The sequence below is a fragment of the Saccharicrinis aurantiacus genome, assembly GCF_947489045.1.
Lineage (GTDB): Bacteria > Bacteroidota > Bacteroidia > Bacteroidales > Marinilabiliaceae > Saccharicrinis > Saccharicrinis aurantiacus.
Genome location: NZ_CANLCN010000006.1, coordinates 157,047 through 170,113 on the forward strand (window position 1 = coordinate 157,047; position 13,067 = coordinate 170,113).

A 13,067-nucleotide genomic window follows, 5' to 3' on the forward strand; every position below is an offset into this window, starting at 1 on the left:
TTATTTATGATGGAACTCAGCGCTCAAAAAATTAAGGTTATCAAGATAGTTATTGCCATTTTTTATCTTGTTGGAGTAATAGGAATTGTATTACCTATTACGCAAGAATTGTTTATTTCTATTTTTCCTCTAGCTATTTTACTTAGCTTGTTTTTATTGATGCTCGATTACAATAAACAGGGATCAAAAGCGCTTATTATTTTCTTTGGTATAATAATTTCATCAATTATTATTGAAGCAATTGGTGTAAAAACCGGCATCTTGTTCGGAAATTATAGGTATGGATCTGCACTTGGTTTAGAGATTGCCGAAACACCGTTATTGATAGGCGTAAATTGGTTAGTACTATCATATTGTTCTGTTTCAATAGTTCAGCAATTGAAAATCTCAAATTCAATAAAATATATTTTTGCTCCAATGTTAATGGTAATTTATGATGTGGTTATGGAGCAGGTAGCCTCAATACTTGATATGTGGTATTGGCAAGATGATGTAATTCCGCTGCAGAATTATTTAGGGTGGTTTGTAATTGCAAGTTTATTTACATCCATTTTATTAGGTTTTAAGGTTAATGCGATAAATCGAATAGCGAAATATATTTATATAGTTCAGTTTGTATTTTTTCTATCACTGCATTTAATATTTAATGTGTTATGATATCAAAGCCAAGCACCACTCTTTCGTTTTTTCTTGAAAATAAAATTTATAGGACTAAAAAATACTTGTAATGGAAAGACAGAAATATCTTTTAATAAGTCTATTACTAATTATTGTAACTATGGTGCAAGCATCTTGTAAACAAAAAATATTTGAGGCCTATGTAAAAAGTGATATGCAAAATTGGAAACTAATTATTGACAGCCTTGAAAACACTACTTCTTTAGATGAAGAGAAACAGTTAGAATTGCTTAATTATCAATATGGTTATATTGGATGGTGCATAGGTAATAAACGAAAGAAAGAGGCGGAGCAGTATTTGAAAAAAGCCGAAAACACTGTTGAATCAATGTTGAAGGCTGATTATTTACCTTCGTTAATGTATGCATATAAAGCAGCATTCATCGGATTTCGGATAGGCATAAGTCCTTACAAGGCACCATTTATTGGTTTTGATAGTGTAACATTTGCAGACAAAGCATTGGAGTTAGATGAAGGTAATGCCTTTGCTTATGAGCAAAAAGGGAATATTCAATATTATATGCCTACAGTGTTTGGAGGCTCAAAAATAGAAGCTCTTAAATATTACGAAAGAGCTTTAGAGTTGTTTGAACAAGATAGCTTAAAAGTAAAAGAAGATTGGAATTACCTGAATATTTTAGGAATACTAATACAAGCAAATATTGCATGTGATAATCACGAAAAGGCCGATACCTATTGTTCTAAAGCATTAGCTGTTGCTCCAGAATTTGTTTGGGTTAAAAAAGAGCTATTTCCTGAATTAGAAGAAAAAAGAGATAATCATTCAAAATAAGAATCTATGAAGAGAGTTTTAATTGTTGGCACAGGATTAGGAGGATTAAGTACTGGCCTTAGGCTCTTAAAAAGAGGCTATGAAGTTGAGTTTGTTGAGAAAAATGAAAAATCAGGCGGAAGATTAAATCAAATAAAAAAGGATGGTTTTACCTTTGATACAGGTCCTAGTTTCTTTTCAATGTCTTATGAGTTTAAAGAACTTGTGAAAGATTCTGGTATAGAAATGCCTTTTGAGTATGAAGAGCTCGATCCACTTTATACAGTGAATTTCCGAGGTAGCAATAAGAAATTTTACTTATACAAAGATATTGATAAGCTTTCGTCTCAGTTTGAGGGTATAGAACCCGATTTTAAAAATAGGTTTTTACGTTACATTAAAAAGTGTGATGCATTATTTAACGATACAGTTGATATTGTTATTAAGCGAAACTTTGATAGTATCCCTCAATATCTGTTAGCATTGATGCAGGTAAACCCGACTCACATACCCGTTTTGATGAAAACATTTTGGAGTCAGGTAGAAAACTATTTTTCATCAACAGAGGCCCGACAAATTATTTCATTGGTGGCTTTTTTTCTCGGACGTACACCTTTTGATACTAACTCAGTTTATACCTTATTGTCATATACTGAATTTCAGAACGATGGTTATTACAATGTAAAAGGAGGCATGTACGAGATAGTAAATGGTTTTGTACGTGAACTCATAAAGGGTGGCGCCAAATTTAATTTTAATGTTGAGATTGCTGATTACATTGGTGAAAAGAAGGCATTGAAAACTCTTATTGATACTAATGGGAAAGAATGGACTTCAGATATCTTTGTTATTAATAGTGATGCGGCCTTTTTTAGAAATAAAGTTTTTAATCGAGCCAAATATTCTGACCTCAAAATGAGTAAGAAGAGTTGGACTATGGGTTACCTTACTTTTTATATCGGACTAAAAACCAAACTTCCTCAGGTTGAACATCATAATTATTTTTTGGGTAACAACTACGAAACTTATTCTAGGGATGTGATGAAGAATCCGGGAACGCTTGAGAAACCATACTATTATGTGAATGTAGTTTCAAAGCATAATACAGATTGTGCCCCGGATGGCCACGAGGCTTTGTTTTTCGTATGTCCCGTTCCTAACTTATTATACAAAGAAGATTGGTCTGATAAGGATACGATTATAGATAGTATTTTAGAAGACTTCTCAACAAGGATAGAGAAAGATATTACATCAGATGTTGTATTTCGTATGGCATTTACGCCTCAAACATGGCAAGACAAATTTAACTTATACAAGGGTGGAGGTTTAGGCCTTTCGCACTCTATGGATCAAATTGGAGGATTCCGACCAAGTAATAAAGATGAGCATTTTAATAATACCTTTTATGTGGGTGCTTCCACGGTTCCAGGGGCAGGTTTACCTATGGCAGTTATCAGTTCTAAGTTGGTAACAGAGCGTGTTGTAAACTATAATAAATAGAAAATATTAACTTAAGATATTGCTACATTAATCCCGATGAACTCGGGATTTTTTGTGTCTTTATTTTTAGTAACTTGTTTGCTAAAATATCAGGTTATGCGTTTTCTTTCTTTTATAATAATATTGGGTCTAATATATTCGTGTAACACCTCCAAAAAACTCAGTGATGATAAATCGCCAAAAGCTTATCTTGAGCATCATACAGAAGATTCAACTGTATATGAATTAATAGTTTTAGATCCTGGCTATGAAACTTTTTTACAGTCGCAGGCACAACCAATACACTTTTATAGTAATAACTATTATCAAACCTGGAATGTACGCTATGTTGCAGAATGGAATTTGAGGCATAGTGATGCACTCAGGTATGGCGATTTTTATGAGACCAGAATTAATTACGATGCACTAGAAGATTACGATATAGAATTGAACTATCGTTTATATAATTACTTCCTTTTTATTGAGAAGCGTTATGGAATTGTTTTAATAAATAGAGGACGAACACCATAAGCTATTTCAATTACTAAAACAAAATCTTATTTTCGTAGATAAATAATACCATAGACTTAATGAATTTACTCCAAGCAACTGGGGTGGTAAAAAAATATGCCAACCACCTCGCTCTAGATCATGTTGATATTGCTGTACCCGAAAATAAAGTTTTCGGACTTTTAGGACCCAACGGCGCTGGTAAAACAACTTTTATCAGAATTATAAATCATATAACCATGCCCGATGCAGGCGAAATCCTTTTTAAAGGAAAACCTCTGAAAGCAAACGATATTGGACGCATCGGCTATTTGCCCGAAGAGCGTGGCCTTTATAAAAAAATGAAGGTCGGCGAACAAGCGCTTTATTTAGCTCGCCTAAAAGGGATGAGTAAAAACGATGCTCTAAAAAAGCTAAAGTATTGGTTTGAGAAGTTTGAAATTATTTCTTGGTGGGATAAAAAGGTAGAAGAACTTTCAAAAGGGATGCAGCAAAAAGTTCAGTTTATAGTAACCGTTTTGCACGAACCAGAACTGCTTATTTTTGATGAGCCTTTTAGTGGCTTCGATCCCATTAATGCAAATATTCTAAAACAAGAAATATTAGGATTAAAAGAAAAGGGATCAACCATTATATTCTCTACCCATAATATGAGTTCTGTAGAGGAGCTATGTGATGAAATTTGTTTGGTAAACAATTCAAAAACCATTTTAAAAGGTCAGGTTGGCGATATCAAACAATCTTTTAAATCTAATAAAATTGAGGTTGCTTTTACTGGCGATGCAGACCATTTCACAAAAGAAGTTGATGCCCTGTGTCATGTAGATTCTTTACAAGTAAAGCAGGGTATGCAACATGCATTGGTTAGTTTAAATGCTGAAACCAGTTCTAATCAGTTGCTATCAGCCGTATTAACACATTATCAAATCCATAGCTTTTCAGAGGTACTCCCAAGTATGGATGAAGTATTTATTAAAGCTGTTGAAAACGCCAACCAACTTAAAACAAACTAATCATGGATAAAATATTATTAGTACTTCAGCGCGAATATTTAACTCGCGTAAAAAAGAAGAGTTTTATAATAATGACCGCTTTGGGGCCCTTACTTTTTGCAGCTATGATGGTTGTGCCGGGTTGGTTAATGAGCATGGATGATAAAAAAGATAAGGTGGTTGCGGTTGATGATGCAACGGGTTTTTATGAAGATGCTTTAAAATCGGATCAGAATATCACTTACAAATTTTTGGGTCATAATGATGCTACAGATAAAAATGCAGTAGTAACTCAGGAAATATATGATGCATTATTGGTTATAGAGGGTGACTTATTGCAAAATCCGTCTCAATTGAGGTTATATTCTGATGGACAGATTACAATGGATGTAACCAACAATATCAAAAATCAGCTGAATAATTTCTTACGCGATAAAAAATTAGAATCATACGATATTGAAGGAATTAAAGAAAAAATTGCCGAAGTAAATCAAATACATGTTAATATTGATACCGTAAGGTTAGATGAAGATGGTAGCGAAAAGCGCAACAGTGCTGAGTTTGCAATGGTTATTGGTATGGTTTCAGCTTTGCTTATTTATTTGTTTATGCTTATTTACGGAACGCAGGTAATGCGTGGTGTAATCGAAGAAAAAACAAATCGAATTGTAGAAGTTATCATATCATCAGTAAAACCTTTTCAGTTAATGATGGGGAAAATTGTAGGAATTGGCTTAGTCGCCTTAACACAGTTTTTATTGTGGGTAGGCTTAACCGTTGCTATTGTTTTTGTGATGCAAGCTTTTGTATTTGGCGGAGGAGATGCCATGGCAATGCAACAAGCGGGTATTGATGCCGGTAGTAATCCTGAGGTGCAATCAAAGTTTAATGATATTATGGGAATCATCGGTGATTTAAATATCGCCTCTTTATTCGGATTCTTCCTATTCTATTTCATTGGTGGATATTTAATTTACTCAACGCTGTTTGCTGCCATAGGTTCTGCAATTGATAACGAAACAGAAACACAGCAATTTGTAATGCCTGTAATGATACCTATTATATTATCAATATATGTGGCCATGGCTGCTATGCAAAATCCGCATGGCGATTTGGCTTTTTGGTTTTCAATGATTCCATTAACTTCGCCTGTGGTTATGATGGCTCGTATACCTTTTGATGTTCCAGCATGGGAAATCATATTATCTATGTTTATCATGATGGTATCATTCGTGTTTTTCACATGGTTTGCGGGTAGGGTATATCGTACCGGAATTTTAATGTACGGGAAAAAAGTAAGCTACAAGGAAATCTGGAAATGGTTTATCCAAGCTGGCAAATAATCCCATAAGAATATACTAAGATGCAGATAGCAATTATAGATTTAGGCACTAACACCTTTAACCTCCTGGTAACAGAAGTTACGGGAGATAACAATTATAAAATTCTTTTGGAAAGTAAGTACCCTGCTAAACTGGGCAAGGGTGGTATTAATAAAAAAGTAATTATGCCCGATGCTTTTGAACGTGGGTTAAAGGGTATAGAAACGCATCTTAAAACTCTTGAAGTCTATAATGTAGAATCGATAAATTGCTTTGCAACATCAGCCATACGTTCATCGGCAAATGGGCAGGATTTTGTAGATGCCGTTAAAGACAAATTCAATCTCGATATCAATGTTATCAAAGGTGATAAAGAAGCCGAGTTAATTTTTGATGGTGTAAAACAAGTTGTTCCCATTGGCGAAGAAAAGGTTTTAATAATGGATATTGGTGGCGGAAGTACCGAGTTTATTATTGCCAATAAAGATGGTGTTATTTGGAAACATAGCTTCAATGTTGGGGCGGCACGTATGTTGGATTTAATAAAACCTTCCGACCCAATTAATGCTTGCGAAATTGAATATCTGAATTCCTATGCCGAACAAGAGTTAGTTCTGCTTTTTGAAGAAATGAAAAAGCATCAAATTGAAACATTAATAGGTTCTTCGGGTTCTTTTGATACATTGGCGGCTATGATTGCGGCAGAAGAGCATCCGCATTTAGATATGAGCAAACTAACAAATTATGAGATTGATTATAATTTATACCTACGTTTGCACAAGCGATATCTAAAGTCAACTGTTAATGAGAGGTTAAAAATGAAGAAGATGGAACCTCATCGTGTAGAAATGATGGTTTTAACCTCTTTATTTATTAATTTTGTGATCGAAAAATATAAATTTGATAAAATTTTTCAATGTGCTTATGCACTGAAGGAAGGGGCGATTTATCAAATCCTAAAAAACAATAAATAGATTTTCTAATTTATGTCTAAAATATTAGTCATTGACGACCAGCGAAGTATTAGAAATACTTTAAAAGATATACTTGAATACGAAGGACACGAAGTGGTTTTGGCCGAACATGGCGAAGAGGGCGTTGAGCTCTTTGGAAAAGATAAATACGACTTGGTGCTTTGTGATATAAAAATGCCAAATATGGACGGTATGGAAGTACTCGATCATATTGTGGCAAAAACGCAAGAAATTCCTGTTATCATGATTTCAGGTCATGGTAATATCGACACAGCTGTAGAAGCCATCAAAAAAGGCGCTTACGATTTTATCGAAAAACCACTCGATTTAAATCGCCTGTTGGTTACCCTGCGCAATGCACAAGAGAAGAAAGAATTGGTGGTAGAAACCAAAGTGCTAAAGCGTAAAGTGAGCAAAACCTTCGATATGATTGGTGAGTCAGAACCTATCCTGAAGGTAAAAGAGATGATTGATAAGGTGGCTCTTACCGATGCTCGTGTATTAATTACAGGTGGTAACGGAACGGGTAAGGAATTAGTTGCACGTTGGTTGCACGAGAAAAGCAACAGAGCCAAGGAGCCGTTTATTGAGGTGAATTGTGCGGCAATTCCATCGGAACTTATCGAGAGTGAACTATTTGGTCACGAAAAGGGAGCCTTTACATCAGCCATTAAACAGCGCAAAGGTAAATTTGAGCAAGCCAACGGTGGTACCATTTTCTTAGATGAAATTGGCGATATGAGTATGAAAGCGCAAGCTAAAGTACTACGTGCGCTGCAAGAAAATGTAATTAGCCGTGTGGGTAGCGATAAGGATATTAAAGTAAATGTTCGTGTTTTAGCAGCTACCAATAAAAACCTTAAGCAAGAGATTGCAGATAGTAATTTCCGTGAGGATTTATACCATCGTTTAAGCGTAATTTTAATTCACGTACCATCGCTTAACGATAGAAAAGAAGATATTCCTTTATTGGCCGATCATTTTATTAAAATTCTTTGTACGGAACAAGGTATGGCACAAAAGAATATTGAACCTTCTGCCATTGAAGCTTTACAAGCTTTAAATTGGACAGGTAATATTCGCGAGTTCAGAAATGTAATGGAGCGTTTAATTATTCTTTGTGCAGAAACAATCACTGCCGCTGATGTTAAAATGTACGCAGCACCTCAATAGTGGTAAAGATATTTAATATAGAGAAAACGAAATACTGAAAAGTATTTCGTTTTTTTGTAAAAAATATACCTTCTCCATCTCGAAAATAAACCTCTCTATAATCTCAATTAAGAGGCGGATACCATATATTACCAACAAAGTAATGCTACTGTTATGATGAAAGATTTAAAAACAACAAATATATTATTGTTGATTATTGCCGTTCCAATTATTTTTTATCTACTCAAAACGCTGTCATTCATATTTGTACCTCTTGTGTTTGCCATGTTTATTGCATTATTGTTTTTGCCACTAATGCGTTGGTTACACCGAAAAAAAGTACCACACCCAATTAGTATCCTATTGGTAATTGCTATCATGATTGGCTTTATTAAGCTGGGAAGTGTTTTTATTCATCTTACTAGTAAAGAATTAATCTCTACAGGAGCATCGTTTGTGGCAAAGGCCGAGATTAAATTAGTGCATTTAATTGTAGCCTTCGAAGAATTTTTTGGTATCTCTCGTATTGAAGGCGAAGGTGTATTAGAACATTATATACCTCAAATTAATGTCATTTCAAATCTTACACTATCGCTCGATTTTATTCGTAAACTACTTTCCGGATCATTAACCACACTATTTTTTGTAATCCTATTAATATCAGGTTCAATCAACTTCGAAAATGTACTAAATAGTACCCTGTTTAAGGTGAAACATTCATCAGTAAAAGCATTTCGTAAAATAGAGAAAGACATCATTAAATTCGTCTTCGTAAAATTCCTAATTAGTTTAATGACCGGTGTAAGCTTCGGTTTAGCCTGTTGGTTTTTCGACGTGAGTTTCCCTATATTTTGGGGCTTATTTGCCTTTGTAATCAATTTTGTGCAAATGATCGGATCTGTAATCTCAGTGGTAGCACTCAGCCTATTTGCATTCGTCGAAATTGATTCCGCCACAACTTTACTCATTTTTTCGTTAGTAATAACAGGCATTCAAGTATTGTTCGGTGGAGTTTTAGAACCCATTTTTATGGGAAAAACCTTCTCGGTAAACGTAATTACTATTTTAATAATGCTCATGTTTTGGGGATATATTTGGGGTATTCCAGGTTTAATCATGTCAATTCCATTAACGGTTTTTGTTAAAATTATTCTCGATCAATTTCCACGGTATCGCCCAATCACAAACCTATTAATAGGTAAAAGTTCATAGTTTAAGCATAAGGGCGTGTCCCTTAATAAAACCCTTCAAAATAAAGAACCCTATAATTATCGGGCCGGGCTTTGCGTTCATACTCCTCGCTTCGTTCCTCAGCTGTGGGGTATCCACTTCAATCCCTCACGCATAATACCGCCTGCATAGTAAAGTAATTTGTAGTGTGTTTAACCTTGAGTAAACACATACTTTTCTTAATTCTTTATCATTAAATTAGCAGCAAAATTTTAAACTATGTTTGCTAAAGAAATTTACATAAACCGACGGGCTCAGCTGAAAAACAAACTGAGCAACGGAATTGCCCTAATAATGGGAAATGTTGATGCCAGCACCAATTACTTGCATAACACCTATCACTTCCGTCAGGATAGTACTTTCTTATATTTTTTTGGGATAGACCTACAGGGCCTTGCCGGAGTTATAGATTTAGAAAGTGGCGAAGAAATGCTTTTTGGCGACGACTTTACTGTTGATGATATCATTTGGATGGGTCCCCAGGCCAAATTAGCCGATAATGCAGCCAAAGTTGGCGTAAGCAAAACCTATCCCTTTGCGAAGTTAGGCGAGGTAATTGCCCAAGCGCAAAAGCAGGGCAGAGCTGTGCATTTTACACCACCTTACCGAGGTAAGAATATGATGACGATGGGCGATTTATTAAACGTTCATCCCAATAAGGTAAAAGAAATGGCCTCGCTTGAATTGATAAAGGCTTGCATCTCTATTCGTTCTATTAAAGAACTTGCTGAAATTGAAGAGATGGATCGTCATATGGCAGTGGGTCATCAAATGCATACAACTGCTATGCGTATGGCCCAAGAAGGATTGAGTGAGCAGGAAATCACCGGTATATTAGAAGCTATTTCTATTTCGGGGGGAGGAATGGTTTCATTTCCTATAATTTGCTCTATACATGGCGAAACACTGCACAATCATTATCATGGAAATACCTTAAAAAATGGCGACTTGCTATTGGTTGATGCCGGAAGTGAATCACCATTACATTATGCAACTGATAATACACGAACATCGCCAGTTGGAGGAAAATTCTCGCAACAACAAAAAGAAATATATCAGATTGTTTTAGATGCTAACAATAATGCATTGGCAGCTACCAAGCCAGGTGTTACCTATAAAGATGTTCACTTATTAGCCGCCAAAACCATTGCTACAGGTTTAAAAGAACTTGGCTTAATGAAGGGCGACGTTGATCAGGCTGTGGCTGAAGGTGCACATGCTTTATTTTTCCCGCATGGTTTAGGGCATATGATTGGGCTAGATGTGCACGATATGGAAGATTATAACGACACTCTAGTGGGGTATGATGATGAGGTAAAGCGAAGCACTCAATTCGGTCTTTCAGCGCTCAGACTAGGACGTAAATTAGAAGAGAATTTTACCATAACCAATGAACCAGGCATCTATTTTATTCCTGCATTAATTGATAAATGGAAAGCTGATAAACACTTATCCGAATTTATTAACTATTCGAAAGTTGAGAGTTATAAAGGCTTTGGTGGCATTAGGCTCGAAGATGATATTTTGCTTACGAAAGAAGGAAGCCGTATTATGGGAGATCGTATTCCAATTACCATTGATGAGGTTGAAAAAACAATAGCTGGTAAATAATACTATTCTCTGTAAATACAGAATTAGGCTTAATTACAATCAAATCAATAGCACCGAACTATTGGTTTGATTGTAAACATATTGTTTTTGGTAGTTGAATTTTAAGTTTCAGCTTACTATTTAATGCGATTGCATGTACCCAATAAAATTGCATTTTTTTACGCCAAATTGGCTAAATCCCCAATCGAATTCAATAAAGTACTGCCAAATTGGCTAAATCCCCACTAAAGTTCAATGAATCCCCATCAAAATGGACTTTTCCCCATTGGTTTTGAGTAAATCCCCAATAGGATTGTGTAATTGTGATGTTTTTGGTATAAAATGAAAAGAGACCATCTCTGTATGAGACAGTCTCTATGTGACCTCTATGAGATTCGAACTCATATCGCTGGAACCGGAATCCAGTATTCTATCCATTGAACTAAGAAGCCAATTAGTTAGTATAGGCGCACAAAAATAGAAAAACTTTCCGATTAAAAAATTTTATGTTTTGTATGCCTTATTTGATCCCCTCCAAAGAGGAGAAACCTTCAAAATTAATTTCGCTGTAAAACTGCTTTAAGTAACTAAGCATAAAGTCATGGCGTTGTTGTGCCAACTCCTTACCTGTTTCGGTTTCCATTTTATCCTTTAGCAGTAATAGCTTTTCGTAAAAATGATTGATTGTAGAGCCATTATTGTTTCTATAATCTTCTTTGCTAAGATATTTTTGCGGCGGATTTTCAGTATCAATCAAAGCCCTATTTTTATGGCCTCCATACTGAAAGGCACGTGCAATGCCAACCGCTCCAATGGCGTCAAGTCTATCAGCATCTCTAACCACCTTCTGTTCTTTGCTTAGTATAATATTTTTATCAATTGAATTACCAAATGAAACATTTTCAATGATATCTATAATTTTATTGGCAACCGTTTTATTCAACTGAATCTCTTGAAAAAATAAATCCAACTTTGCTTCTGCTTCTTCCTTTATAAAAAGTTTTTCATCGGCAATATCATGAAGTAAAACCGCCGCTTCCACAAGAAAAGAATCTGCTTTCTCTTTCTTGTTAATGGCAATAGCATTTTTGTAAACGCGCTCAATGTGCGAAAGGTCATGGCCTGCCTCCACATTGTTAAACTGATTTGCAACATATTGCTCTATCAGTAATAATTGCCGATTCTGCTGCGATTCTGCAGAAAGAAATGAATTCATCTATTTATAGTTTTTGCTAAATAGTTTTTTAGAAAGTTCTTTATTTATCGCTGCTTTATGGAGCATTATCGCTACTGTATTCATTCGAATATAAGCTTCAGACATGTAAAGGTAACCTCCAAATTCGTTAGACTTTGCACCCCAACTATTTTTGGTTTTAAAATAGATCTTACCCTCTTCATCTTTTACCATTCCGGTTATATGCATCAAGTGATCGTCACTAGCTTTCCAATTGAAGAAGTTTTGTTGGCGCATTTTGGGAGTAACAGTAATCTCTTCTTGTGGTTGAAACCCCAAAGTATCAACTGCTGGTATTATGGCCAATCCTTTTTTATGAGAAAAAAACTCTTCAGATACATCTCCATCCCAAACTAGCGTATAACCACTATTTAAGGCCTCTTTCATTGTATTTACCAACTCGTCGAGCGTAACGTTATAGTACAAATCATTCGACCAATTATCAGGTACCTCTAATACAAAAGGTTTATAATACGGATGATGTGTATACGAGCTTAACTCCACATAGTTTTCTGCTTTAAAGCCAAGTGCATCAGCAAATTTTTGCGGTGAGTATTTTCTATTATTAAACGATACCGATTTTGGTGTATTACCCAACTGCGATTCTAATACAGCTTCTATATTATCAAACCACATTTTCTTCGGCTGAGCATTCTTTTGACCAATATAAGTATCGAGCATACTTTTAAGGATGGGTTCTAATTCAGAATGATTATGTGGTGTTTTTTTAGAGTCTCTACCTAAGTAATAGTTCTCAGGAACAAAGCCTTCTTCGGCAACTACTTTTATTACATCGTGCGCCTGACCTCCCTGGCTAAAGTTACCAACTCCGTGCATATAAACATATTGCTTTGCTTTATTTTGGTAGGCATGTTTTACAATATACATTTCAGAAAGATCAAGAATAGGGCCACCCATTCTGATGATTTCACTTTCCATGAATGATACAGTACTGAATGCCCAACAAGTACCTGTTCGTCCTTGGCTTTTTACAGAAGTAGCTTCTAAATTAGAAACAGGAGTGAAATTATAATCAGATTGAGCTTGTGTATATAAACTTGTGATTAATAAAATGCCTGTGGCTATAATTTTAATATTCATGGATAATAATTTTATTTGGTAAGTAACTAGTAA

12 protein-coding genes and 1 tRNA gene are annotated in these 13,067 nt (G+C 35.1%); 10 read left to right on the forward strand and 3 right to left on the reverse strand.

Annotated features, from left to right (window positions below; translation table 11 throughout):
* Positions 1–6 precede the first annotated feature (6 nt).
* The 10 genes from QMO11_RS09080 to QMO11_RS09125 all read left to right on the forward strand — a co-directional run bounded on the left by QMO11_RS09080 (position 7) and on the right by QMO11_RS09125 (position 10,720).
* Positions 7–657 (forward strand): carotenoid biosynthesis protein, encoded by a 651-nt coding sequence (locus QMO11_RS09080; protein ID WP_282036988.1) that lies wholly within the window; start codon positions 7–9, stop codon positions 655–657.
* Between the two features lie 70 nt (positions 658–727).
* Positions 728–1,471: a hypothetical protein gene (locus QMO11_RS09085; protein ID WP_282036989.1), complete on the forward strand. Its 744-nt coding sequence runs from the start codon at positions 728–730 to the stop codon at positions 1,469–1,471.
* Positions 1,472–1,477: 6 nt separating this feature from the next.
* On the forward strand, positions 1,478–2,950 hold the full coding sequence (locus QMO11_RS09090; protein ID WP_282036990.1) for a phytoene desaturase family protein: 1,473 nt from the start codon (positions 1,478–1,480) through the stop codon (positions 2,948–2,950).
* A 96-nt stretch (positions 2,951–3,046) separates the two neighbouring features.
* Entirely contained in the window at positions 3,047–3,460 is a 414-nt protein-coding gene (locus QMO11_RS09095) for a DUF6146 family protein (protein WP_282036991.1), read from the forward strand.
* A 59-nt stretch (positions 3,461–3,519) separates the two neighbouring features.
* Positions 3,520–4,452 carry an ABC transporter ATP-binding protein gene (locus QMO11_RS09100; protein ID WP_282036992.1) on the forward strand — a complete coding sequence of 311 codons (933 nt, stop codon included), beginning with the start codon at positions 3,520–3,522 and terminating at the stop codon, positions 4,450–4,452.
* 2 nt (positions 4,453–4,454) lie between these two features.
* Entirely contained in the window at positions 4,455–5,774 is a 1,320-nt protein-coding gene (locus tag QMO11_RS09105; RefSeq protein ID WP_282036993.1) for an ABC transporter permease, read from the forward strand.
* 20 nt (positions 5,775–5,794) lie between these two features.
* Positions 5,795–6,727, forward strand: a complete 933-nt coding sequence (locus tag QMO11_RS09110; RefSeq protein ID WP_282036994.1) for a Ppx/GppA phosphatase family protein — start codon at positions 5,795–5,797, stop codon at positions 6,725–6,727.
* A gap of 12 nt (positions 6,728–6,739) precedes the next feature.
* Positions 6,740–7,900, forward strand: coding sequence for a sigma-54-dependent transcriptional regulator (locus QMO11_RS09115; RefSeq protein WP_068474468.1), 1,161 nt, complete (start codon positions 6,740–6,742; stop codon positions 7,898–7,900).
* Positions 7,901–8,053: 153 nt separating this feature from the next.
* Positions 8,054–9,091 carry an AI-2E family transporter gene (locus QMO11_RS09120; protein WP_222844171.1) on the forward strand — a complete coding sequence of 346 codons (1,038 nt, stop codon included), beginning with the start codon at positions 8,054–8,056 and terminating at the stop codon, positions 9,089–9,091.
* A 237-nt stretch (positions 9,092–9,328) separates the two neighbouring features.
* A complete protein-coding gene (locus QMO11_RS09125; protein ID WP_282036995.1) occupies positions 9,329–10,720 on the forward strand; it encodes an aminopeptidase P family protein in 1,392 nt (463 codons plus the stop codon).
* A gap of 359 nt (positions 10,721–11,079) precedes the next feature.
* Here QMO11_RS09125 and QMO11_RS09130 read toward each other — a convergent pair.
* The 3 genes from QMO11_RS09130 to QMO11_RS09140 all read right to left on the reverse strand — a co-directional run bounded on the left by QMO11_RS09130 (position 11,080) and on the right by QMO11_RS09140 (position 13,034).
* Positions 11,080–11,151: transfer RNA gene (locus tag QMO11_RS09130), tRNA-Arg, on the reverse strand.
* A gap of 68 nt (positions 11,152–11,219) precedes the next feature.
* Positions 11,220–11,915 (reverse strand): HD domain-containing protein, encoded by a 696-nt coding sequence (locus QMO11_RS09135; RefSeq protein ID WP_282036996.1) that lies wholly within the window; start codon positions 11,913–11,915, stop codon positions 11,220–11,222.
* The gene (locus QMO11_RS09140) at positions 11,916–13,034 is read right to left on the reverse strand and encodes a C1 family peptidase (RefSeq protein ID WP_282036997.1); all 1,119 of its coding nucleotides are present in this window, start codon (positions 13,032–13,034) and stop codon (positions 11,916–11,918) included.
* Positions 13,035–13,067 lie beyond the last annotated feature (33 nt).

Bases quoted from the DNA above. Each gene is read 5' to 3' on its own strand.
- QMO11_RS09105 (WP_282036993.1), top strand. From the start codon at position 4,455: ATGGATAAAATATTATTAGTACTTCAGCGCGAATATTTAACTCGCGTA.
- QMO11_RS09120 (WP_222844171.1), top strand. From the start codon at position 8,054: ATGATGAAAGATTTAAAAACAACAAATATATTATTGTTGATTATTGCC.
- QMO11_RS09110 (WP_282036994.1), top strand. From the start codon at position 5,795: ATGCAGATAGCAATTATAGATTTAGGCACTAACACCTTTAACCTCCTG.
- QMO11_RS09095 (WP_282036991.1), top strand. From the start codon at position 3,047: ATGCGTTTTCTTTCTTTTATAATAATATTGGGTCTAATATATTCGTGT.
- QMO11_RS09090 (WP_282036990.1), top strand. From the start codon at position 1,478: ATGAAGAGAGTTTTAATTGTTGGCACAGGATTAGGAGGATTAAGTACT.
- QMO11_RS09080 (WP_282036988.1), top strand. From the start codon at position 7: ATGATGGAACTCAGCGCTCAAAAAATTAAGGTTATCAAGATAGTTATT.
- QMO11_RS09115 (WP_068474468.1), top strand. From the start codon at position 6,740: ATGTCTAAAATATTAGTCATTGACGACCAGCGAAGTATTAGAAATACT.
- QMO11_RS09100 (WP_282036992.1), top strand. From the start codon at position 3,520: ATGAATTTACTCCAAGCAACTGGGGTGGTAAAAAAATATGCCAACCAC.
- QMO11_RS09125 (WP_282036995.1), top strand. From the start codon at position 9,329: ATGTTTGCTAAAGAAATTTACATAAACCGACGGGCTCAGCTGAAAAAC.
- QMO11_RS09085 (WP_282036989.1), top strand. From the start codon at position 728: ATGGAAAGACAGAAATATCTTTTAATAAGTCTATTACTAATTATTGTA.
- QMO11_RS09135 (WP_282036996.1), bottom strand. From the start codon at position 11,915: ATGAATTCATTTCTTTCTGCAGAATCGCAGCAGAATCGGCAATTATTA.
- QMO11_RS09140 (WP_282036997.1), bottom strand. From the start codon at position 13,034: ATGAATATTAAAATTATAGCCACAGGCATTTTATTAATCACAAGTTTA.